General features: G+C 56.7%; 21 protein-coding genes. 7 read left to right on the top strand and 14 right to left on the bottom strand.

Translation table 11 applies throughout. The features are described 5' to 3' along the window. The first annotated feature begins 71 nt into the window (after positions 1 to 71). From VF709_RS09585 to hcr, 3 genes are all read left to right on the top strand, one after another. Positions 72 to 971, top strand: a complete 900-nt coding sequence (locus VF709_RS09585) for a lysine exporter LysO family protein (RefSeq protein ID WP_013097331.1) — start codon at positions 72 to 74, stop codon at positions 969 to 971. 144 nt (positions 972 to 1,115) lie between these two features. Continuing rightward, positions 1,116 to 2,768 (top strand): hydroxylamine reductase, encoded by a 1,653-nt coding sequence (gene hcp / locus VF709_RS09580; RefSeq protein ID WP_149896586.1) that lies wholly within the window; start codon positions 1,116 to 1,118, stop codon positions 2,766 to 2,768. A 10-nt stretch (positions 2,769 to 2,778) separates the two neighbouring features. After that, positions 2,779 to 3,747 carry an NADH oxidoreductase gene (gene hcr / locus VF709_RS09575; RefSeq protein ID WP_440231350.1) on the top strand — a complete coding sequence of 323 codons (969 nt, stop codon included), beginning with the start codon at positions 2,779 to 2,781 and terminating at the stop codon, positions 3,745 to 3,747. 97 nt (positions 3,748 to 3,844) lie between these two features. Here hcr and VF709_RS09570 read toward each other — a convergent pair whose 3' ends face one another. Continuing rightward, positions 3,845 to 4,279: a DoxX family protein gene (locus tag VF709_RS09570; RefSeq protein WP_149896584.1), complete on the bottom strand. Its 435-nt coding sequence runs from the start codon at positions 4,277 to 4,279 to the stop codon at positions 3,845 to 3,847. 152 nt (positions 4,280 to 4,431) lie between these two features. On the opposite strand from VF709_RS09570, the gene poxB reads away from it, so the two are divergent. The 4 genes from poxB to VF709_RS09550 all read left to right on the top strand — a co-directional run bounded on the left by poxB (position 4,432) and on the right by VF709_RS09550 (position 9,743). Then, on the top strand, positions 4,432 to 6,150 hold the full coding sequence (gene poxB, locus VF709_RS09565) for a ubiquinone-dependent pyruvate dehydrogenase (protein ID WP_023343670.1): 1,719 nt from the start codon (positions 4,432 to 4,434) through the stop codon (positions 6,148 to 6,150). A 38-nt stretch (positions 6,151 to 6,188) separates the two neighbouring features. Beyond that, complete coding sequence (ltaE, locus tag VF709_RS09560; RefSeq protein WP_440231348.1) at positions 6,189 to 7,190, top strand: low-specificity L-threonine aldolase; 1,002 nt, start codon at positions 6,189 to 6,191, stop codon at positions 7,188 to 7,190. A 10-nt stretch (positions 7,191 to 7,200) separates the two neighbouring features. Further along, positions 7,201 to 8,637 carry an SDR family oxidoreductase gene (locus tag VF709_RS09555; protein WP_149896582.1) on the top strand — a complete coding sequence of 479 codons (1,437 nt, stop codon included), beginning with the start codon at positions 7,201 to 7,203 and terminating at the stop codon, positions 8,635 to 8,637. A 92-nt stretch (positions 8,638 to 8,729) separates the two neighbouring features. Beyond that, positions 8,730 to 9,743, top strand: coding sequence for an NAD-dependent epimerase/dehydratase family protein (locus VF709_RS09550; protein ID WP_013097338.1), 1,014 nt, complete (start codon positions 8,730 to 8,732; stop codon positions 9,741 to 9,743). Positions 9,744 to 9,839: 96 nt separating this feature from the next. On the opposite strand, the gene VF709_RS09545 is transcribed toward VF709_RS09550, so the two are convergent. From VF709_RS09545 to gspE, 13 genes are all read right to left on the bottom strand, one after another. Then, positions 9,840 to 11,681 carry a glycoside hydrolase family 19 protein gene (locus tag VF709_RS09545; RefSeq protein WP_440231346.1) on the bottom strand — a complete coding sequence of 614 codons (1,842 nt, stop codon included), beginning with the start codon at positions 11,679 to 11,681 and terminating at the stop codon, positions 9,840 to 9,842. A 137-nt stretch (positions 11,682 to 11,818) separates the two neighbouring features. Continuing rightward, positions 11,819 to 12,271, bottom strand: a complete 453-nt coding sequence (gene iagB, locus VF709_RS09540; RefSeq protein ID WP_029883008.1) for a type III secretion system invasion protein IagB — start codon at positions 12,269 to 12,271, stop codon at positions 11,819 to 11,821. A gap of 136 nt (positions 12,272 to 12,407) precedes the next feature. After that, the gene (locus VF709_RS09535) at positions 12,408 to 15,110 is read right to left on the bottom strand and encodes a glycosyl hydrolase family 18 protein (protein ID WP_149896580.1); all 2,703 of its coding nucleotides are present in this window, start codon (positions 15,108 to 15,110) and stop codon (positions 12,408 to 12,410) included. 264 nt (positions 15,111 to 15,374) lie between these two features. Continuing rightward, entirely contained in the window at positions 15,375 to 16,172 is a 798-nt protein-coding gene (locus VF709_RS09530; RefSeq protein WP_013097342.1) for a prepilin peptidase, read from the bottom strand. Continuing rightward, positions 16,169 to 16,654, bottom strand: coding sequence for a type II secretion system protein M (locus tag VF709_RS09525; RefSeq protein WP_023621352.1), 486 nt, complete (start codon positions 16,652 to 16,654; stop codon positions 16,169 to 16,171). Before VF709_RS09525 ends, VF709_RS09530 begins: the two co-directional genes overlap by 4 nt. After that, positions 16,651 to 17,781 carry a type II secretion system protein GspL gene (gene gspL / locus VF709_RS09520; RefSeq protein ID WP_440231344.1) on the bottom strand — a complete coding sequence of 377 codons (1,131 nt, stop codon included), beginning with the start codon at positions 17,779 to 17,781 and terminating at the stop codon, positions 16,651 to 16,653. The genes VF709_RS09525 and gspL overlap by 4 nt, the downstream gene beginning before the upstream one ends. A gap of 15 nt (positions 17,782 to 17,796) precedes the next feature. Further along, positions 17,797 to 18,813, bottom strand: coding sequence for a type II secretion system minor pseudopilin GspK (gspK, locus tag VF709_RS09515; RefSeq protein ID WP_013097345.1), 1,017 nt, complete (start codon positions 18,811 to 18,813; stop codon positions 17,797 to 17,799). Next, the gene (gene gspJ / locus VF709_RS09510) at positions 18,810 to 19,481 is read right to left on the bottom strand and encodes a type II secretion system minor pseudopilin GspJ (protein ID WP_149896578.1); all 672 of its coding nucleotides are present in this window, start codon (positions 19,479 to 19,481) and stop codon (positions 18,810 to 18,812) included. The genes gspK and gspJ overlap by 4 nt, the downstream gene beginning before the upstream one ends. Beyond that, a complete protein-coding gene (gspI, locus tag VF709_RS09505) occupies positions 19,478 to 19,852 on the bottom strand; it encodes a type II secretion system minor pseudopilin GspI (RefSeq protein ID WP_013097347.1) in 375 nt (124 codons plus the stop codon). The genes gspJ and gspI overlap by 4 nt, the downstream gene beginning before the upstream one ends. Beyond that, positions 19,845 to 20,330, bottom strand: a complete 486-nt coding sequence (gene gspH / locus VF709_RS09500; protein ID WP_020689911.1) for a type II secretion system minor pseudopilin GspH — start codon at positions 20,328 to 20,330, stop codon at positions 19,845 to 19,847. The genes gspI and gspH overlap by 8 nt, the downstream gene beginning before the upstream one ends. Beyond that, on the bottom strand, positions 20,330 to 20,779 hold the full coding sequence (gene gspG / locus VF709_RS09495) for a type II secretion system major pseudopilin GspG (RefSeq protein ID WP_013097349.1): 450 nt from the start codon (positions 20,777 to 20,779) through the stop codon (positions 20,330 to 20,332). Before gspG ends, gspH begins: the two co-directional genes overlap by 1 nt. Positions 20,780 to 20,781: 2 nt before the next feature. Then, on the bottom strand, positions 20,782 to 21,990 hold the full coding sequence (gene gspF / locus VF709_RS09490) for a type II secretion system inner membrane protein GspF (protein ID WP_020689910.1): 1,209 nt from the start codon (positions 21,988 to 21,990) through the stop codon (positions 20,782 to 20,784). After that, positions 21,990 to 23,468 (bottom strand): type II secretion system ATPase GspE, encoded by a 1,479-nt coding sequence (gene gspE / locus VF709_RS09485; RefSeq protein WP_038419010.1) that lies wholly within the window; start codon positions 23,466 to 23,468, stop codon positions 21,990 to 21,992. The genes gspF and gspE overlap by 1 nt, the downstream gene beginning before the upstream one ends. Positions 23,469 to 23,473 lie beyond the last annotated feature (5 nt).

Genomic DNA, 23,473 nt, shown 5'->3' with positions numbered 1-23,473 from the left:
CGCTTTACTGAACAGCCTTTATTGGGTAGTGTCTCTGGCGCTCAACAGCTACTCACAAGGACCGGTTGTTCATGTTCTCAGGACTCCTCATTATTCTGCTGCCCCTGATTGTGGGCTATCTTATCCCGCTGCATCAGGCATCGGCATTACGGCTTATCAACCGTTTTCTCAGCTGGATTGTTTACGTCATTCTGTTCTTTATGGGGATTAGCCTGGCCTTTCTGGATAACCTGGCGACCAATCTGCTTTCCATCCTGCATTATTCTGCTGTCACTGTTGTGGTTATTTTGCTCTGCAATATCGCCGCCTTATTCTGGCTTGAGCGCACTATTCCGTGGAAAAACCATCACCATCAGGAAAAACTGCCTTCCCGAATTGCGATGGCGCTGGAATCATTAAAACTGTGCGGCGTCGTGGTGCTCGGTTTTGTCCTTGGGCTCACCGGATGGCCTTTTTTGCAGCACGCCACCGAAGCCAGCGAATATACCCTGATCTTCCTGCTGTTCCTTATTGGTATCCAGCTACGCAATAATGGCATGACCCTGAAACAGATTGTCCTGAATCGTCGGGGAATGATTGTTGCCGTTATTGTGGTCGCCAGTTCAATGGTAGCAGGCGTCATTAACGCCTTGATTCTCGACCTGCCGCTCAAAACCGGCCTGGCCATGGCCTCCGGATTTGGCTGGTATTCCCTCTCCGGTATTCTGCTAACCGAGTCGTTTGGCCCTGTTATTGGCAGCGCCGCCTTCTTTAACGACCTGGCGCGGGAGTTAATCGCCATCATGCTGATCCCGGGCCTGGTTCGCCGCAGCCGCTCTACCGCGCTGGGTCTGAGCGGGGCGACGTCGATGGACTTTACCCTGCCGGTATTACAACGCTCTGGCGGGCTGGAAATGGTGCCCGCCGCCATCGTACACGGCTTTATTCTGAGCCTGCTGGTGCCTGTTCTGATGGCCTTTTTCTCCGCCTGATACCTCTCTGGCGGTAGGGTTCCTGCCGCCAAAATTGCGCTAAATCAATCTCCCTCTACTTTGTCAAAAAAAGCCCTTTTCACCGCCCGGACACAGGCATAACCTTAAACATGTATATCAAATATAACTTTAACAGGTGTGATTATGTTTTGTGTGCAATGTGAACAAACTATCCGTACCCCGGCAGGCAATGGCTGTTCTTACGCGCAGGGTATGTGCGGTAAAACCGCAGAAACATCAGACCTGCAGGATCTGCTGATTGCTGCCCTGCAGGGACTTTCCGCCTGGGCATTCAAAGCCCGCGAGTACGGTATTGTCGACCACTACGTAGACAGCTTTGCGCCGCGCGCCTTTTTCTCCACGCTGACTAACGTTAACTTTGATTCGCCGCGCATTGTCGGGTACGCCCGTGAAGCGATTGCCCTGCGCGAAGCGCTGAAAGCGCAGTGCCTGAATGCCGATGCCAGCGCCCGCGTGGACAACCCGATGTCAGAACTGCAACTGGTGAGTGACGACCTGGGCGAATTACAGCGTCAGGCCGCAGAATTTACCCCGAACAAAGACAAAGCGTCGATTGGCGAGAACATTCTCGGCCTGCGCCTGCTGTGCCTGTACGGCCTGAAAGGTGCCGCAGCCTATATGGAGCACGCGCACGTGCTTGGCCAGTACGATAACGACATCTACGCGCAGTACCACAAAATCATGGCGTGGCTGGGCACCTGGCCTGCCGATATGAATGCGCTGCTTGAGTGCTCTATGGAAATCGGCCAGATGAACTTCAAAGTGATGAGCATTCTGGATGCCGGTGAAACCAGCACCTACGGTCATCCAACGCCAACGCAGGTCAATGTGAAAGCGACCGAAGGCAAATGTATTCTCATTTCCGGCCACGACCTGAAAGATCTCTACAACCTGCTGAAGCAGACCGAAGGCACCGGCGTTAACGTCTATACCCACGGCGAAATGCTGCCCGCACACGGCTACCCGGAACTGCGTAAATTCAAACATCTGATCGGGAACTACGGCAGCGGCTGGCAGAATCAGCAGGTTGAGTTCGCCCGCTTCCCGGGCCCAATTGTGATGACCTCTAACTGCATCATCGACCCGACCGTCGGCGCGTATGATGACCGCATCTGGACCCGCAGCATCGTCGGCTGGCCGGGCGTGAGCCACCTTGAAGGTGACGATTTCGGTCCGGTGATCGCCCAGGCGCAGCAGATGGCGGGCTTCCCGTACAGCGAAATTCCGCACCTAATCACTGTCGGTTTTGGTCGCGAAACGCTGCTCGGCGCCGCAGATTCGCTGATTGACCTCGTCAGCCGTGAAAAACTGCGCCACATCTTCCTGATTGGCGGCTGTGACGGCGCGCGCGGTGAGCGTAACTACTTCACCGATTTCGCCACCCGCGTGCCGGAAGATTGCCTGATCCTGACGCTGGCCTGCGGTAAATACCGTTTCAACAAGCTGGACTTCGGTAACATTGAAGGGCTGCCGCGTCTGGTGGATGCTGGTCAGTGTAACGATGCCTATTCAGCCATCATTCTGGCGGTCACGCTGGCGGAGAAACTGGGCTGCGGCGTGAACGATCTGCCGCTGTCGCTGGTGCTCTCCTGGTTCGAGCAGAAAGCGATTGTGATCCTGCTGACCCTGCTCTCTCTGGGCGTAACCAATATCGTCACCGGCCCAACCGCGCCAGGCTTCCTGACGCCGGACCTGCTGGCCGTGCTGAACGAGAAATTCGGTCTGCGTTCCGTGACCACCGTAGAAGAAGATATGCAGCAACTGCTGAGCGCGTAAGGAGTATTTCATGACCATGCCAACCTCACAATGTCCGTGGCGGATGCAGGTTCACCACATCCAGCAGGAGACGCCGGATGTGTGGACGCTGTCGCTGCTGTGCCATGACTACTACCCGTACCGTGCCGGTCAGTATGCGCTGGTCAGTGTCCGCAACGCGGCGGACACATTGCGCGCCTATACGATCTCCTCGACGCCGGGCGTGAGCGAATACATTACGCTCACTATCCGCCGCATCGATGACGGTGCAGGCTCGCAGTGGCTCACGCGTGACGTCAAGCGCGGGGATTACATCTGGCTGTCTGACGCTCAGGGGGAATTTACCTGTGACGACAAAAGCGAAGATAAATTCCTGCTGCTGGCCGCAGGCTGTGGCGTCACGCCGATCATGTCAATGCGTCGCTGGCTGGCCAAAAACCGCCCGCAGGCCGACGTGCAGGTGATCTACAGCGTGCGCTCGCCGGACGATGTGATCTTTGCCGATGAGTGGCGCAACTACCTGGTGACGCTGGTGGCAGAGCACAACGCGACGCACGGTTTTGTCGAGGGACGTCTAAGCCGCGAGCTGCTGCAAAGCGTGCCCGATATAGCGAACCGTACCGTGATGACCTGCGGCCCGGCACCGTATATGGAGATTGTGGAACAGGAAGTGAAAGCCCTGGGCGTAACCCGCTTCTTCAAAGAGCAGTTCTTCACGCCGGTGGCGGAGGCGGCAACCAGCGGGATTCTGTTCACCAAACTGCAACCGGCACAAACCTTCTTTGGCCGAGTGGGCACCACGCTGCTGGAGGCGCTGGAAAGCAATAAGGTGCCGGTGGTAGCTGCCTGTCGCGCGGGCGTATGCGGTTGCTGTAAAACGAAGGTAGTCTCCGGGGAGTACAGCGTGACCAGCACCATGACGCTGACCGATGCAGAAATTGCTGAAGGTTATGTGCTGGCGTGCTCATGTCATCCGCAGGGGGACCTGGTCCTTGCATAAACGATAAACGTTAAATGTTCGATCGTAGGCCCGGTAAGCGTCAGCGCCACCGGGCTTTTTGTCGGGTGGCACTACGTTTACCCGACCTACAACAACCCTATCGCCACGCAGGACCTTTCCCTACCGCGTACCGCCCTGCCCCTAAAAACGCCACCGCCAGCGAGCCGATAAAGAAATACACCAGGCTCTCAATGGCCCACGCACCAACGGCATCGAGTGCAAAGGTTTTGCCCATGCCCACCATCAGCCATGCCACAATCATGGTAAACGCCAGCACCAGCGCCGCCGGGCGCGTAAAGAGGCCGACAATGATCAGGATCGGTGCCACCACTTCGCCAATCAATACGCCGTAAGCAATAAACCCCGGCAGCCCTTTTTCCACCAGCAGGCCGCTGATAAAGCCCACACCGCCAAATAACTTGTGTAATCCGTGAAACAACATCAGCCCACCGACGGCAAGTCGTAACAAGAGTTTGCCGAGATCGTCGCACGTTAGCTTTTCGTTTACAGCAATTAACAATGATTTAACCATCTGAAATGATTCCCGTTTTCACCCAATCTGTCGCCAGATTATGCCGAATCATTGCCGGTGAAAACCACCCTGAAATGAGGGGTATTGTGCAGGCAATACAGTGACTTTCTTCTAAGCTTGTAAGCGATATCACAAAAAGGAGACGGACAACCATGAAACAAACCGTGGCTGCATACATAGCGAAGACCCTTGAACAGGCAGGTGTAAAACGTATCTGGGGCGTAACCGGCGATTCACTGAACGGGCTGAGCGACAGCCTCAACAAGATGAAAACCATTGAATGGATGCCGACCCGTCATGAGGAGGTCGCCGCCTTTGCCGCCGGGGCCGAAGCACAGCTCACCGGGGAACTGGCCGTCTGCGCCGGGTCGTGTGGCCCAGGGAACCTGCACCTGATTAACGGGCTGTTCGACTGTCACCGCAATCACGTGCCGGTGCTGGCAATTGCCGCCCATATTCCCTCATCTGAAATCGGCAGTGGCTATTTTCAGGAGACGCATCCGCAGGAGCTGTTCCGTGAATGCAGCCACTATTGCGAGCTGGTGTCCTCGCCGGAGCAGATCCCGCAGGTTCTGGCGATAGCCATGCGCAAGGCGGTGCTGAACCGGGGTGTTTCTGTGGTCGTGATCCCGGGTGATGTGGCGCTCAAGGCTGCGCCCGAAGGGGCCAGCACCCACTGGTATCACGCCCCCCAGCCGGTCGTTACCCCAGCGGAAGAGGAGCTGAAAAAACTGGCGCAACTGCTGCGTTACGCCAGCAATATCGCCCTGATGTGCGGCAGCGGCTGTGCTGGCGCGCACAAGGAACTCCTTGAATTTGCAGGTAAGCTAAAAGCCCCAATTGTTCATGCCCTGCGCGGCAAAGAGCACGTTGAGTACGATAACCCTTACGACGTGGGCATGACCGGGCTGATCGGTTTTTCGTCCGGCTTCCATACCATGATGAATGCCGACACGCTGATCCTGCTCGGTACCCAGTTCCCCTATCGCGCGTTCTACCCGACGGATGCCAAAATCATTCAGATCGATATTAACCCGGCCAGCATCGGTGCACACAGCAAGGTCGATATGGCGCTGGTGGGCGACATTAAATCCACCCTTGCCGCCCTGCTGCCGCTGCTGGAAGAGAAAACGGATCGTAAATTCCTCGACAAAGCCCTGAGCGATTACCGCGATGCGCGTAAGGGGCTGGACGATCTCGCCAAACCGAGCGACAAAGCGATCCACCCGCAGTATCTCGCGCAGCAGATCAGCCACTTCGCGGACGACGATGCCATCTTTACCTGCGACGTCGGCACGCCAACCGTCTGGGCGGCACGCTACCTGAAGATGAACGGCAAACGCCGCCTGCTCGGCTCGTTCAACCACGGCTCGATGGCCAACGCCATGCCGCAGGCGCTGGGCGCCAAAGCCACCGCCCCGGAGCGTCAGGTGGTGGCGATGTGCGGTGACGGCGGATTCAGCATGCTGATGGGCGATTTCCTGTCGGTGGTGCAGATGAAGTTGCCGCTGAAAATCGTGGTCTTCAATAACAGCGTGCTGGGCTTTGTGGCGATGGAGATGAAGGCCGGGGGCTATCTGACGGACGGCACCGAACTGCACGACACCAACTTTGCCCGCATTGCCGAAGCCTGCGGCATAACCGGTATCCGCGTGGAGAAAGCCTCCGAGGTGGATGAAGCCCTGCAACGGGCGTTTTCCATCGACGGCCCGGTGCTGGTGGATGTGGTGGTCGCCAAAGAGGAGCTGGCCATCCCGCCGCAGATCAAGCTGGAGCAGGCCAAAGGCTTCAGCCTCTACATGCTGCGGGCGATCATCAGCGGCCGCGGCGATGAAGTGATCGAACTGGCAAAAACTAACTGGCTCAGGTAAAACATTTCGCATGACCTCTTAAAATAAAGGGATGTGAAATGATTGATTTACGCAGTGATACCGTTACCCGTCCGAGTCGCGCCATGCTCGAAGAGATGATGGCCGCCCCGGTCGGGGACGACGTCTACGGTGACGATCCAACGGTCAACGAACTGCAGCGCTATGCCGCAGAACTCAGCGGTAAAGAGGCCGCCCTGTTCCTGCCCACCGGAACGCAGGCCAACCTGGTGGCGCTGCTCAGCCACTGCGAACGCGGTGAAGAGTACATCGTCGGCCAGGGAGCGCATAACTACCTGTACGAAGCGGGCGGCGCGGCGGTGCTCGGCAGCATTCAGCCGCAGCCGATCGACGCCGCACCGGACGGCACTCTCCCGCTCGACAAGGTCGCCGCAAAAATCAAAGCCGACGACATCCACTTCGCCCGCACCAAATTACTCAGCCTTGAAAACACCCACAACGGCAAAGTCCTGCCGAGCGAGTACCTCAAAGCGGCGTGGGAATTTACCCGCGAGCGCAGGCTCGGCCTGCACGTGGACGGCGCACGAATCTTTAACGCCGTGGTAGCCTACGGCTGCGAGCTGAACGAGATTACGCAGTATTGTGACTCGTTCACCATCTGCCTCTCAAAAGGGCTGGGCACCCCCGTGGGTTCTCTGCTGGTGGGCGATGCGGACTACATCAAACGCGCCAACCGCTGGCGCAAGATGGCCGGCGGCGGCATGCGCCAGGCCGGTATTCTGGCCGCAGCGGGTCTGTATGCCCTTAAAAACAACGTGGCACGTCTGCAGGACGATCACGACAACGCCGCGTGGATGGCCGGGCAACTGCGTGAAATTGGCGCCGACGTGATGCGACACGACACCAACATGCTGTTTGTTCGCGTGGGTGATGAGCACGCCGCTGCGCTTGGGGAGTTCATGAAAGCGCGTGGCGTACTGATCAACGCGTCACCCGTTGTGCGTCTGGTGATGCATCTCGACGTCAGCCGCGAGCAGCTGTTGGACGTCGTGAAACACTGGCAGGCGTTTTTACAGCGTTAAGGAGCAGAACGTGCCGCAACGTATTCTGGTGCTCGGTGCCAGCGGGTATATCGGTCAGCATCTGACCACGGCGTTAAGCCAGCAGGGGCATCAGGTGCTGGCGGCGGCACGCAACACGGAACGCCTGCAAAAACTAAACCTGCCAGGCGTCACCTGCCACAACGTCGACCTTAACTGGCCAGAGTCGCTGCCCGCGCTGCTGGAAGAGGTCGACACGCTGTATTACCTGGTGCACAGCATGGGCGAAGGCGGCGATTTTATCGCCCACGAACGTCAGGTGGCCCTGAACGTCCGCGATGCCCTGCGGCAAACGCCGGTTAAGCAGGTGATTTTTTTAAGCTCGCTCCAGGCGCCCGAAAATGAGCAGTCAGACCACCTGCGCGCCCGTCAGCTTACCGCGGACACCTTGCGCAGTGCGGATATCCCCGTCACCGAACTGCGGGCGGGGATCATCGTCGGCGCGGGCTCTGCCGCCTTCGAAGTGATGCGCGATATGGTGTACAACCTGCCGGTACTCACCCCACCGCGCTGGGTGCGGTCGCGCACCACGCCGATTGCCCTGGAAAACCTGCTGCATTACCTGGTGGCGCTGCTGGACCATCCCGCCGAACAGCACCGCGTGCTTGAGGCCGCGGGGCCGGAGGTGTTGAGCTATCAGCAACAGTTCGAGCATTTTATGCGCGTCAGCGGCCGCCGACGCTGGCTCATCCCCGTTCCCTTCCCGACCCGCTGGATCTCCGTGTGGTTTTTAAACGTTATTACCTCGGTGCCGCCGACGACAGCGAAAGCGCTGATCCAGGGGCTGAAGCACGATCTGCTGGCGGACGATGGCGAACTGCGCGCATTAATTCCACAGACGCTGATCCGTTTTGACGACGCGGTACGCCATACCCTGAAAGAAGAAGAGAAGCTGGTGAACTCCAGCGACTGGGGCTACGACGCGCAGGCGTTTGCCCGCTGGCGGCCGGAGTACGGTTATTACCCGAAACAGGCGGGCTGCACGGTGAAAACCTCGGCCAGCCTGGCATCGCTGTGGGAGGTGGTGAACCAGATCGGCGGCAAAGAGCGTTATTTCTTCGGCAATATTCTCTGGCAGACACGCGGAGCGATGGATCTGCTGGTGGGCCACCGGCTGGCGAAAGGCCGCCCTGCGCAGCCGTACCTCAAAGTGGGTGATACGGTCGACAGCTGGAAAGTCATCATCGTCGAACCGGAAAAACAGCTGGCGCTGCTGTTCGGCATGAAAGCGCCAGGGCTGGGACGGCTCTGCTTCACGCTGAAAGACAAAGGCGATTGCCGTGAACTGGACGTCCGCGCCTGGTGGCACCCACATGGGATGCCCGGTCTGTTCTACTGGTTACTGATGATCCCCGCACATCTGTTTATCTTCCGCGGGATGGCAAAACGGATTGCGCAACTGGCAGAACAAAAAACGGAAAAGAACTAAATAAAACTCGCTTTCTTTCACCTTTCCCATTGCAACCCGCCGTAATTCACGAAAGAATGCGCACGAAATTCTTTTCAACACAGTGGATTGTTATGAAGGTACTGGTTACCGGGGCGACCAGCGGCTTAGGCCGAAATGCGGTCGAATTTCTGCGCAACAAAGGCATTAGCGTCAGGGCTACCGGTCGCAACGAGGCGATGGGTAAGCTGCTGCAAAAAATGGGCGCAGAGTTTGTCCATGCCGATCTGACGGAGCTGGTCTCCTCTCAGGCGAAAGTGATGCTCGCCGGAATCGACACCCTGTGGCACTGCTCCAGTTTTACCTCTCCGTGGGGAACCCAGGAAGCCTTTGATCTCGCCAACGTGCGCGCCACGCGCCGTCTGGGCGAGTGGGCTGTTGCCTGGGGCGTGCGTAACTTTATTCATATCTCCTCTCCGTCGCTCTACTTCGACTATCACCACCACCGGGATATCCAGGAAACGTTCCGTCCGGCCCGTTTTGCCTGTGAGTTTGCCCGCAGCAAGGCGGCCAGCGAAGAGGTGATCGACCTGCTGGCGCAGTCGAACCCGCATACGCGCTTTACGATCCTGCGTCCGCAAAGTCTTTTCGGACCGCACGATAAAGTGTTTATTCCACGCCTGGCGCAGATGATGCACCACTACGGCAGCGTGCTGCTGCCGCGCGGCGGTGATGCGCTGGTGGACATGACTTATTACGAAAATGCCGTGTACGCCATGTGGCTGGCGAGCCAGCCAGACAGCGATAAACTGGCGTCCGGTCGCGCCTATAACATTACCAACGGCGAACCCTGCCGCCTTCGCACCATTGTGCAGCGCCTGATCGACGAGCTGCACATCGACTGCCGCATTCGCTCGGTGCCTTATCCTATGCTGGATATGATTGCCCGCAGCATGGAGCGTTTTGGCAGCAAAACCGCCAAAGAGCCTGCGCTGACGCATTACGGCGTGTCGAAGCTGAATTTTGATTTCACGCTGGATATTTCGCGCGCGGAGAATGAGCTGGGGTATAAGCCGATTGTGACCCTGGATGAAGGGATTGTGCGCACCGCAGCGTGGCTGCGGGACCATGGGAAGTTGCATCGGTAGTTAATTGGGTGCGGCCTGATGCCCTCACCCCGGCCCTCTCCCACAGGGAGAGGGTATAAACACGAAAACGGCAACCCGAAGGTTGCCGTTTTGCTTTTACAGAGCCGTCCAGGCCTCAGACCATGCCAGACCTGCGCCTGGTTCATAGTACATTGGTGCGTTGTTACACCAGCCGCTGTACGGGAACGGTTTGCACTGGAACAGTTTACCGTGGTTATTCACGATATCGCCTGCGCTGTACTTGCTGTTCGCGCTCCACGCCGGGTAAGAGCCGGAAGTGCCTTCGTCCTGAGACGGGGTGGCTGCTTTGGCTTTTACGTTCAGCAGGTATGTGGTGGTGCTGCTCAGCTCGCCGTCGCTGACGGTCAGGCTGATTTCATACTGCTGCGCCGTCGCGGCTTCAGGCGCGTTGAAGGTCACCACCGCTTTATCGTCGCCGGTAACGGTCTGGCCGTCCTGGGAACGCCAGGTGTAGGTTAGCTTGTTGCCATCTTCGTCGGTAGAGCCTTCTGCGCTCAGGGAGACCTGCGCACCGGCTTCAACCGCACCGATCGGACCGGCAATCTGCGCCACAGGCGCATGGTTTACCACCGCCGGGATGTCGTCTGGCACAGGTGCCGGGGTTTCATCCGGTGTTGGTGTCGGCGCTGGCGTCTCATCTTCAGACGGAGCTGGAGCAGGAGCCGGTGTTTCATCCGGTACGACCGCGGAACCGTCGTCGTTAACGATATTCACGTTAAAGAACTTCTGTACACACTTGGTGTAGTCGCCGTCTTTGAACGCGCTGAATGGCGTCTGGTAACCCACCAGCTGGCAAGCGTAGGTCTTGCCGTCAGGGGTATCCGCGCTCCATCCCCAGTCCTGTTCCCAGTAGATCTTCAGGGCGCCTGCGCCACCTTCATCGAACTGCTTCATGTTGGCACAGCCAAGCACTTCGTCAGCCGGTACAGGGACTTTCAGGTAGTTAGCGAACTCTTTGTAGTATTTGATACGGTTCTGAGACTGGGCAATTTCAGTCGGGCCACCGCACTCTACGCCGCCGTTGATGATCTGGGTGGTCACGCCAAAGCCAGGGACAAGGCCGTTGGCTTTATCGTGGTCGTTCGGCTGCCAGGTGCCGTCGATAACCTGAAGCATGCTTGGTTTTGGCGGCTGTGGATAGGCGAAGAAGAAAATGGCGCTCGCCAGGTTCAGCCAGGTGTCGGCCACCAGCTCAGGTTTGTCGAGCAGCGTGCGGACATCGCCGTACATTGCTTCAGAGAATGGACCGTAGTTGTAGTTGTAGGACAACTGCTTAGCGCCGCGGCCAAAGTAGCTCAGGAAGTCGCCATCTTTGTCTTTACCGCACGGCCAGGTCTGACCCTGCCAGACGTCCGGGTTACACTCCCCGTTATAGCCGCCCTTCTGGCCTTCGCTCCAGCCCATCTCGCGCACATAGACCAGTGCCTGACGCCATTCCGGCTCCGGACGCCAGCTTTCGTGGCCGCCGGTTTCCTGTGCGAAGTGAGCAAACATGGTTGCCAGCTCTTTACGGCAGATAGCTTCGATGTCGCGGCCATCGTTGTAGGTATCACACAGCGCCGGGAATTTACCCACGGCTTTCAGTAAGTTACTGTAGCTGTAATCCTTCGCGCGCAGCGGGAACAGGTATTCCCAGTCGCTCTCTTTAAGGATCCCTTCAACGCGTTTCACGTTTACCGGGTTAGCTGCACGGCCTGGCTCAATCTGCTCGACCTGAGCGTTGTCCAGCGTACGGATGGTATCCTTCACGGATTTCATCAGTGGGAAATCGGTGAGCTCTTTTTCCTTTTTAGCCAGATCGCTGGCTTTCATGGTGTAAGGCACACTGCTTTCCGCCTTCAGCATGGTGGCCTGAGCAATCACCGGCGCTACGCAGGCACCGGCAATAAGCACGCTCAGTAATGTCCTTTTATTCATCTCGGTTATTCCTGTTAATTTCGATAAAGTTAAATAAATCTAAATTCATTTATTAATCCGTTAATAAATAAACTTCAGACAGCTGCTTTTCATTTTCTGAAGAATACGGGTGGGTACTCTTCAAAAAACAAAAAAACTCACCAGTTGGTTCTGTCGCGGGCGGCTAATTTTAACTGCTGATACTTTTTCCAGACCTTATGGGCATAGACCATGCGCTTAGGGTAGTTTTCTTTTTTAAGCCCGGCGTTATACGCACCTACCGCTTCCCAGTTGTATCCATAAACCTTAATCATGCCTGACAAAATAGAGGCGCCGACCATAATGGAGGTGCAGGGCTCTGTCATCAGACGGTTTTCATTAATGCCTTTGCGTTCAAGTTCAGGAAAGTGCGAGCTGTTGATTTGCATTAATCCGACATCGCGCGTTCCGTCATGATTGATGCCAATGGCGTACGGGTTCATTCCCGATTCCACATTCGCGATGGCATAAAGTAAAAACGGATCAATATGATAATAATGCGCCGCTTTATTCCAGCAATTTGCAAATGCGCTATGACTTAATATCAATAACAAAAACAGAAACCTTTTCATTCTTCACCTGCGTGGCCGTTTTTATTCTCCTCAAACACGTCCTGTTAAATTAGTGGAAGGTACTGGCCACACCCGAAGCGGGGTGTGACCAGTGATTGTGGGCTGATATCACACCCACAATTTCAAGCTCAGAAGATTATTTGCAGTCTGCTGACGCGCCTTCTTTCACCCATACATCGCTGTTGCCTGGTTTGTCACCTTTTGTCCACCATTTCGCGCGGTACTCGAAACCTTGATAGGTTGTCTTGTCACCACCGTTGTAGACCATGTCGGAGCGCCAGTTCATTTTCACCTGGCTGACCAGTTCCCATGCATCGGCGTTAAAGCCAGGTTTGTTGCCCTGAGTCCAGTACTTCGCTTTCCATACCAGATTATCGGAGCTGACCATGTCGCCGTTGTTGTAGATTTTGCTGGATTCCCATGCCGCGTATTTGCTGGCATTGGCATCTACCGGGTTATCGCAGCTGCCGGTTGCAGTGCCTTCATCAGATGGGGTGTTACCTTCATCGGATGGCGTGTTGCCTTCGTCAGACGGGGTATTGTCTTCATCAGGCACAACCGGGGTGGCTTTCGGCGTTACGGTAACCTGTACGTTAGACTGTACGCTGGTTTTACCGTCGCTTACGACAACGCTCAGGGTGTAGGTTGAGTCAGTTGTAACGTCCGGCGCGGTGATCTGTACGCTGGAGGTATCAGTACCGGTCGCGTGCATATCAGATGGTACGCTCCAGGCGTAGGTCAGTGCATCACCGTCTGGATCCGCTGCCTGCACGTTCAGGGCGTAGGTCTGACCGGCTTCCAGAGTGACGTTCTGCATCTGGTTAACCACAGGGGCCTGGTTGGCTTTCGGCGCTTTGTTCACAACCTGTACGTCAGCGGTGCTGCTCAGACCTTTTGGATCGGTCACGGTCAGACGGAATGCCAGGGTCTGGTTGCTGGTCACAGCGCCAACGGAGAAGGTCGCCTTCGCTTTGGTGCTGTTGGTCAGGGTAACGCTTGGGCCAGAGATCTGGGTCCATTTGTAGGTCAGCGCATCGCCATCAGGATCGGTGGAGGCAGAGCCATCCAGAGTCACGGTCGCAGGGCCGGTCACGGTTTGATCCGCCGCAGAAGCAACCGGCGCATGGTTGGTCACTACCGGATCTGGCGTGGAGCTGCCCAGCAGGCTTTCGTTCATCGCGTTCAGGATATCGCCGTTATCGGAGTCGATAGACCACGCGAACAGGCCGCCCAGGTTTTTCGCCAGAACGTACTTACCTTTTGCGGTTGCGGAACGGGCATCTTCATAAGAGATCAGCTCGCCGGTGGATTTGTTGAAGACGTATGGCGCTTCAGCGTCTGCGTCATAGCCATATTCCCAGCCTGGCTTGCCTTTGTACTCGTTCACAATCTGACGATAGTCAACAACGCCTGGTTCCCAGGTGCCTTTCACGCCGTCAGTCGCGGTACCGGTGAACGGGTTGTTGCCGGTATAGCCGTGAACGCCAGTCCAGCCACGACCGTACATGCCGGTACCCACCACGATTTTGCCTGGCTGTACGCCCTGCTCCAGCAGCGCGTCAACGCCATTTTCGGTGGTGTAGTTGGTGTCCGGACGCCATGCTGGTGCATGCAGCGCAGCCTGGTGGCCCAGATCGGTCATGCTCCACGCGCCGTAGAAGTCGTAGCTCATCAGGAAGATGTGATCGAGGTACTGCTGCGCCGTGGTGTAATCCACGTCTTCAATCTTATCTTTACCGGCACCGATGGCGCTGGTCAGTTCATAGGTGCGTCCGGTTTCAGCGGACAGTTCGTTCAGCATGGTACGCAGATCGCGAATCACGGCAGTATAGGTTGCCTTATCCTGCTGCGGGTTACCCAGTGATTCGTTCACACCGCCGCCGCCCGGGAATTCCCAGTCGATATCCACGCCGTCGAAGAATTTCCAGGTTTTCAGGAAGTCTTTAACAGAGGCCACGAAACGTGCACGGATCGCGGAATCATTCATGTGATAGAACGGATCGGACATGGTCCAGCCGCCAATGGATGGCAGAATTTTCAGGTCAGGATGGGCTTTTTTCAGCGCCATCAACTGGCCGAAGTTACCTTTGTACGGGTCGTCCCAGTTAGATACGCCGGACTGTGGTTTCTGCAGCGCAGCCCACGGGTCGTGGATCGCCACGGTGTAGTCAGGACGGCCAGCACAGGCTTTCTGCAGGTTGGCGAAGCTGTTGCCGTTTTCAACGGTTTTCAGGCCGTCGTTGATGCCGTCGCCGCCACAGATTGGAATGAAGCCGTACAGGATGTGGTTCAGGTTAGCGGCAGGGATTTTATCGACCGGGAAGTTACGGCCATAAACGCCCCACTCAGGGAAGTAGGCGGCAACCACTTTATCGGTATGTTTTGCGAAGGTTTTGTTGTTTTCCTGCAGAGGCGCATTCAGCGGCAGGAGGTGGCTACCGTCAGTATCCGCCACGATGATCAGCTTGCTTGCGCTTTTGGTACAGCCGCTGTTGTTACAGAGTTCAACCTGCTCCTGGTAGCGACCGCCTTTTTTCACTTTAAAGGTGGCAGAACCGGATGCACCGGCAGCACCGGACCAGACGGTCTTGCCATCCAGCAGCACTTTACCGGAGGTCGGCGCGTCGCCGCTCCAGACGTTCCACTCGACTTTTACGTCGACACCGTCGTTATGAACCTTAACAAGATTACCGTAGTCCACTACGGCCTGGTCCACTTCAACGATGGCAAATTTATCGTTACCGCTGCTGATTGAAGGCGTACCTGGCGCTGCGGCGAACGCAGAGCCGGAAACGGCTGCGACAAAGAGTGCCAGATAGGTTGGCTTCATAAATTTCATTATTAATTCCTGATAATCTTATTTTTGATAAATGAAAAGGACCATGTATTCCATATAACATGGGCGAGTACTGAATAAGCTATTTAATTAAAACCACAAACCCAATTTAATTTTACTAACCATGTATAGTGCTAATATACCCTCCATAAAAAGACATGAGCGGCAATCCTTACAGCTTATGTTTCTTACAATACTCCGGGAATTAGTTGACGTCCTTTTATTCCCTCAGCGAAAAAATTTCAAAAAAAAACTTGACCACGTAAATCAGAATGTGAATTGCAAGGTCTGCAGAATAAAAATAACCAAACCGGCGAGTGACAACAGAGGGCCAAACGGAATAACGCTATTTTCTTTAACCGCTTTATAAAAAACAAAATACAGTGCGATACCGCTTAATGCCGCCGCGAGCAATAACGAAGGTAACGCCTGCCAGCCGCACCACGCGCCCAGCGCAGCCAGCAGCTTAAAATCACCGTAGCCCAATCCCTCGCGTCCTGTTGTCAGGCGAAAGGCCCAGTAGAGAAGCCACAGCGACAGGTAGCCCGCCGCTGCGCCAAACAGGGCATCCGACAACGGTAAGGTATGAAAAAGCGCATGATTCAGCAGGCCCGCCCACAGCAGCGGCTGCGTCAGGCAGTCCGGCAGCAGCATGTGTTTTGCGTCTATCGCCGCCAGCGGCAGCAGTCCACACCAGAGCACCCATAGCGACATCAATGCAGCCGCAGACGGGGCGTACGCCGCCGTCAGGGCAAAAAACAGGGCACTGGAAAGTTCAAGCAACAGCAGACGCAGCGGGATCGCGGTCTGGCAGCAGCGGCAGCGCCCACGCAGGCAACACCAGCTCAGAACCGGGATATTTTCCCACCAGGCGAGCGTGTGGGAGCATGCGGGACAGTGGGAGGCCGGAAACAGCAGGTTTCCGGCGCCCTCCTCCTCTTTAATGAGCGGGGGAATGCGTTCGACCACCACCCCCAGAAAGCTGCCGATAATGCCGCCAAGCGTGCCGCTGAGCAGGCAAAGGGCGGGCATCTGGCTGCCCTGAAGCAGCGTCAGCGAGTTCATGCCACTTTCGCCCAGGAGAGCTTAATCTGGGCCTTTACGTCGCTAAGGTGATCAACCGGCGTGAGATCCATTTTCTCCAGACGAACCCCGGTGGTTAAATTCACCTCCCGAAGCCAGTTTTTCAGTTCATAGACGTTGACCCGATCAATATTAAACGTCAGGGTTTGCCCGTCCTGCTGGATATTACTCAGCGCAACGTGGATCTCTTTGGCGCTCTCTTCCACCACGCTTCTCGGGTTACTGGTTTTTAATACTTTCGCCTGAAGGTGATTTTTATTAATTTCTGCACGCATCCAGTTCAGGGTCTGTTTCTGTTTTTGCAGCGTGCTTTTCTCATTTTTAATAATATTATCCAGCGGGGTCATTACACCGTACCAGATAATGGCGCAACAGAGCGCCGAGCCACAGAGTTTAATCAGCGTTCGTTCGCGCGGGCTGTAACGCAAATAGCGTGCTTTTAATTGTCCAATTTTCTCTTTCATTTATATTTCCCTGTGATGATAGCGGTATAAGGCGCTTCACTGGAGACCGGCTGGAGCGTAAAGTCGAAGGTATCACTCGCCTTATTGACGAACGCCTGCAACGCCGTGGGATCCATCGAACGGATGTTCAGCGTGAGCTGATTCTGGGTGTCGTCGTATCCCACTTCACTCAGTTCGACCGCCGGGAGCGATTGCTTGACCTGCTCCAGTGCGTCCAGTTGAAGAAAGATCCCTTTCTTCTCTTTCTTGATGTTCTGCCCGAAGTGGTACTTCAGGTTGGTGGTCTGGCGCAGCGTGGGGAAATAGTGCTGGGCCAATTCCACCATCTGCTGCTGGGCCAGGTTTTCCTGGTTAGAGAGCATCCAGGCCATGCCGATGCGAGGGCCAACCAGCAGCCCGAGACTCAGCACCGCCATGGCGGCAAGGGCCGGTTTCGCATAACGGAAACCGGTCTGTGCACCCGTGGTGCTAAAAACGCCGTGCAGCAGGTTTGCTTTGCAGCTTTTCCACTGCGGCTGGATCAGCACCAGCGGATGCTGCCAGGCCCGTTGCTCATCCACCTGCACGTCCGCTGGCGCATCGCCGTAACAGACGAGGTTACCGGCGCACTGCTGGCTCAACAGCAGCGGCAACAGGGCAGCGTCGGTTTCACAGGCGCCAAACGGCGAATAGCGCATCCAGTAGCCGCTGTCGGTGGAGACCAGCGTGCTGCCGCCTTCGGTTACCGGCAGAAGGATCGCATCGGGCAGCACCTGCACCACCGTCAGCCCGGCATCGGCACAGCGGTCCAGCCAGTACTGCAGACGCCCCGCATCAAAGGCCACCGCGTCCACTTCCCGCCCCTTCTTGTTGAGCACCGTCCAGTGAAGCGTGTCCACATCGCCAATCAGCGTCTCTTCAGCCAGCCAGGAGAACTCAACGCTGCCTTTTTTGGGCAACGTGAAGCGACGGAAGATCATTTCGCTGGCCGGCAGTAGCAGGCAGACGCGTGCGGCTAACGCGTGACCGGCAAGCGCCGCCAGTGACGCCCCGCCCTGACGCTGTTCCACCTGGTCGCTACCGGACTCGCACCACATTATGTTCCCGTCCTCATGCGTGTCGGGACGAATAAAAAGCACCTGTTTCATAGAATTCGTCTTGTGTTATTCAACCATTCGGTAGCGACGTTGCCAGGTAATCACCTTCCCGGCTTCATTATCAACATGAAGCTGGCTGACGACGCGCAGCGTTAAATCATCGGTATTGCCGGTACTGTTGACCCGGAAATAGTGACTGTTTACCGCAAGAAACGCCTGAACCTGCTTGAGGGCGTCTTTGGTCTGCGGATAATTTGTCTCAAGCTCTTTCTGGAATGCCTCCATCGACTCCCAGCCCTCTTCCGGGCGCGAGGCGATCAGACGGGCGGCCTCGTCCTCGCTCAGCGAGCCGATAAACAGGGCTGCCAATAGCGGTGCCTGTTCTTCGGTCAGGGTGTTGACATCCACCTTGCTGGCGGTGTCGGGTAAGGCGCACAGCACTTTACTGACCTTGCCGTAGGCCGCCACCGGAAACGCGGGCAGCAGCTTTAGCTCGCCCGGGGTGCGCATCATCTGATTCGCAGGCAGCCGCGCGGGCTCAACGCCGGCCCAGGCATCTGTCTCCAGCCCCTCTTTTGCCGTTGTGGTATCACCGTCGAGATAGTCCATCAGTTGCTGGTAAATCTCTTCTGCGTCACCGGCGGAAATGCCGCTGTCGGTCAGAAGCTGTTCAACGATGCGCGCTTTGACCGGTTTTTCCGGCAGCGCCCCTGCGGTCTGTACCGCGGGGGTTGGATCGGCCGCCAGCAGGTTATTGACGTTAAAGCAGGTCTGGGCATCCTCAATCTGGCTCACCACGGTGTAGTGTTCACCCTCTGTCTCCACCGGCTCTGTCCACTCCCCTTTGGGCGACAGCCCCTGGCTGTCACCGCTGGCGTAGGTCTGAAGCAGACCTTCAATGGTTTTTTGCTGGCTCTGAATGGCCCAGCGCAGCTGCTGCTGACTCACCTGATAACGGGTTTTCTGCAGATTGCGGCAGAACTGCTGGCTGATTTTGGCCGCCAGCGCCGACATCATGACCAGCAAAATTAGCACCACCAGCAGCGCGACACCGCGCTGTTTTCGAACCGATTTTCCGCTCATTTGTTCTCTCCTGACGGAGCGGGCACCGGCTGCGGTTGTGGCTGCGCTGGCGTGGCCGCATCCCCCGATGGCGCAGGCGTTTGTTCTGCTGGAGCCGCCGGGGCGACCGGCATATCACCCGGCGTGGTAAATACCCAGCGCCAGGTATCGCCGTTCTCCATGGTCAGCAGAAGTTCTACGCCGTCCGGCTGATGCGCCGTGTCGGTCCATTTGTTCTGCCAGCCCTCTTTCCAGAAGCGCCACGTCATCTCTTTGACATCGCTGAGGATCGGCACCTCTTCTGGCTTCACATCGGCAGGGCTGTCGATAACCGGCCAGATATCGCGCCACAGTTTTTTGTCCTCAAGCCGCCAGCGCACGCGCTCCAGCTGGACCTGACCGCTCACGCCGTTCAGCGTGGTCAACTCCAGCGCATCGTCGTGCTGGACAAATACGTCAGGCTCGTTGCGTGGCGCGCGTGCCTGAAGCTGAAAGAAATCCCGCTCCAGCAGGTTATAGGCGCGCTGAAGCTGGTTGAGTTGAGTCGCCGCCACGTCGGTGGCGTTCGAGTTGCGCATCGCCCCGTCCAGAATTTGCCAGGCAAGCGTGCTGATAACCGCGAAGATGGTTAGCGCAATCATGATCTCCAGCAGCGTAAAGCCCTGCTGACGCTGAATGTGCTTGCTCATTTCACCTCTCCGGGTTCCGGTATCTGCAGGCTCAACACCGGTTTGTCTTCATCATCTTCGGCGTACACCTGCACTTCATCGGCAAAGCGATTTTCGGCGGTTTTCACCCGCTGCTTGCGCCAGATCCAGCTTCGCCCCCCCATGATTTCTGTCCCTGTCTGCAGGGCATCCGGGAACGGCGTGTTGCTCAGCTTTGCTTCCGCCAGCTGGTTTTCCGCCACCCAGCTCGCCTGCAGCGAATCGCCCAGGCCATGGGTAAAGCGCACGTTCAGCGAGACGGAGTTCATCAGCGCCAGCGCGGCGGTGGAGAAGATGACCAGAGCGACCATCACTTCCAGCAGGGTCATCCCCTGTTCTTTGCGTTTAGTCATCGTTCTCTACCGAAACCGGTGATGCCCCCTGCGACACCACGCGAAAACGCTGTTTTTTATCGAAACTCTGCAGGGACAGCGTGAAGCGGCTTATCTCCCCGTCCGGCAAAAAGACAATCTGCGGCGTGGCGTCGGTTGTGGCAGCAATGCGCTGCGGTGACAGCGACACGTGCATCTCTTCCGGGAACTGGCCGTGGGTGACAATGCGCCCGGCGGTTAAGGGTTCCCAGTGTCGTTCGCCCTCTTTTTCGGCCCAGGTCACCAGCTGATATTCTGAGGTGGTGATCACCAGCCCAACGATATTTCCGTCCATTACCGCACGGTCTGAACCATATTCAACGAGGGCTTTTAACTGCTGACCGAAAATATCCGCGCCGCTGCGCGAGGGGATTGTCGACACCACCATCATGGCGCAGGAGGCAAATATCACCAGCGCCAGAATAATTTCCAGTAAGGTAAACCCACGTTGCTTATTCATTACTTCTCTTTTTTATCTAAAGACCAGTTGGTAATATCATCCGCGGTATTCGCTTCGGCATCCGGGCCCGCAGAGAAAACATCCACTGCGCCATGTTCGCCCGGGCTAACCAGAATATAATCATTGCCCCACGGATCTTCCGGCAGGCGGCGAATATAGCCATCATCACGGTAGTTTTTCGGGATTGGCGCGATATCAGGTTTGGTGACCAGCGCCTGCAAACCCTGCTCCGTCGTGGGGTAACGGTGGTTATCCAGCTTGTACATATCCAGCGAACCTTCCAGCGCCACAATATCGCTGGTTGCTTTCTGGGCATCGGCTTTTTCTTTATTCCCCATTAAATTTGGTACCACCATACTGGCGAGCACACCGAGAATAACGATCACCACCATTAATTCGAGCAAGGTAAAACCGGCCTGACCTTTCAGGCTATTTCGTTTTAAAGACATATTTAACCCACCATATTATTGAGCTGAAGAAGCGGTTGTAATATTGACAGCACGATAAATAAAACCACTGTCGCCATTGTCACCACCAATGCCGGTTCAAATACCGACAGCGTTAACGTAATTCGATGCTGTAATGCCGATTCCTGGTTTTCCGCGGCGCGATCCATCAATGAACCTAATTCCCCGCTCTCTTCGCCGGAGGCAATCATGTACAGCATGGTCGGCGGAAAGAGTTTCGCCTGGTCCAGCGCGTTATACAGAGAAGCGCCCTGACGTACGGTATCTGCCGCCTGCTCCAGCACCTGCCGGGCATAGAGGTTTTCGATCCCGTCCATCGCGATATACATCCCCTCCAGCAGCGGGACGCTACTGGCCTGCAGAATGCTGAGCGTACGGATATAGCGGGCGCTGTTGATGGCACAAACCAGCTTTTTAATCGGCGAGCCATTCACCAGCCAGCTGTGCCAGCGAAAGCGGTTCGTGGTTTTCTTCACCCACGTCTTAAAGCCCACGATTGCGCCGAACAGCCCCCCGGCAATGTAGATCCCGTACGCCTGCAGAAAATCGCTCACCGCAATCAGCGTGCGGGTGGTGATCGGCAGTTGCTGTTTCATGTGCACGAACTGCTCGATGACCTGCGGCACCACCGCCACCAGCAGGATGCTGATCACCGCCACGGCAACCACCGTCAGGGTGATCGGGTAGACCATCGCCTGCGTCAGCTTGCTTTTCATCTTCTGGCGCTGCTCGTTGTACTCCGCCAGCTTCTCCAGCACATCGCCGAGGTGGCCGGTTTTTTCCCCGGCCATCACCAGCGTGCAGTACAGCTTGTCAAAGGTGCGCGGGAACTGGCTGAAGGCATCAAACAGCGTATGGCCTTCCACCACTTTCTCGCGGATCTCCGTCACCATAGCCGCCAGCTTTTTGTCTTCCGTCTGCTTTGAAATGGCCTTCAGGGCGCTTTCCAGCGGCAGCGACGCGTTAACCAGTGTTGACAGCTGACGGGTGAACATCGACAGCACCGGCACAGAGAGTCTGGCGCCGGTTTTGGCTTTAGCGCTGGCCGCATTTTCACGGGTTTCGGTGATGGTGAGCGGCATCAGCTTCTGCTCACGCAGCGACTGGCGCACCTGCTTAGGTCCTTCCGCCTGCAGCGTGCCGCGCTGGGTTTTCCCGGCGGCATCGGTCGCGGTCCACGCGTAGAAAGCCATTATTCATCGCCTCCACGCTCGGCGGTCACGCGCATCACCTCTTCAAGGGACGTGATACCGCTGATGACCTTCATCAGCCCGTTTTCGCGCAGGCTGTAGGCCTGCCTGAACAGTTCGGTCTCAATGGACATCTCATCTTTGTCTTCATGAATGGCGCGACGCATGGCGCTGTCGACCACCAGAAACTCGTGAATGCCCGCGCGTCCCTGATACCCGCTCTGGCGGCACTGGTCGCAACCAACGGCGCGATAGATGGCCTTTGGTGGCTTATCCATAAAGCTAAACAGCGCTTTTTCATTGTCATCCAGCGGACTGGTGGTACGGCAGTGCGGACACAGCCGACGCACCAGACGCTGGGCAATGACGCCGAGTAGCGACGAACCAATTAAAAAGGACTCCAGCCCCATATCCCGCAGACGGGTGATGGCCCCCGCCGCACTGTTGGTGTGCAGCGTAGACATGACCAGGTGACCGGTGAGCGACGCCTGCACCGCGATTTGCGCGGTTTCACCGTCACGAATTTCCCCGATCATCACCACGTCCGGATCCTGACGCAAAATGGCGCGCAGGCCGCGGGCAAAGGTCATGTCCACGCGCGGGTTGACCTGCGTCTGCCCCACCCCTTCCAGCTCGTACTCAATCGGATCTTCGACGGTCAGAATGTTGCGTTCATGTCCGTTCAGGGCCGACAGAATGGCATACAGGGTGGTACTTTTACCGGAGCCTGTCGGCCCGGTGACCAGGATGATGCCGTGCGGGCGGTTAATCAGCCCTTTCAGTTTTTCCAGCTCTTCATCAATGAGTCCGAGCTTGTTGATATCCGGTTTCAGGTTGCTCTTGTCGAGCAGACGCATGACCACGCGCTCGCCGTACTGCGACGGAATGGTCGAGACACGCACGTCAATCGCCTTGCGGCCAATGCGCAGGGAGATACGGCCATCCTGCGGCAGACGTTTTTCGGCAATGTCGAGTTTCGACATGACCTTAATACGCGAGACCAGCAGCGGGGCCAGTTTACGTGCGGGCTGGAGCACCGGGCGCAGCACGCCGTCAACGCGAAAACGGATGCTCAGCGTGCGCTCAAAGGTTTCGATATGGATATCCGATGCACCGTCTTTCACCGCTTCGCCGAGAATGGCGTTGATCAGGCGGATCACCGGCGAGTTTTCGTCGTTATCCAGCAGATCTTCGTTGTCCGGGATCTCCTCGGTTAACGCCATCAGATCGATATCCGCATCCATATCGTCCACCAGCTGCTGCGAAACGCCGCTGTTCTGCTGCCAGATTTTAGCCAGCATCTCATCAAACGCCTCCGCGCTCAGCGTCTGGGGCACAAAGGCGCGCCCCAGTACCCGGCGCATCTCCAGCAGCGCAAACGCGGGGACGTCGTCACGGATATAGACCGTGTCGTTCCAGAAAAGGATGCCGTTCTCCTTCGCAAAGCCGCTGGTGCAAAGCTGTTTCGTCAGTTCATCCACGCGTC

Origin of the sequence: Enterobacter sp. Lyrl_3 (assembly GCF_051948675.1) — a bacterium.
Classification (GTDB): domain Bacteria; phylum Pseudomonadota; class Gammaproteobacteria; order Enterobacterales; family Enterobacteriaceae; genus Enterobacter; species Enterobacter cloacae.
This window is presented reverse-complemented; position numbering and strand designations above follow the sequence as displayed.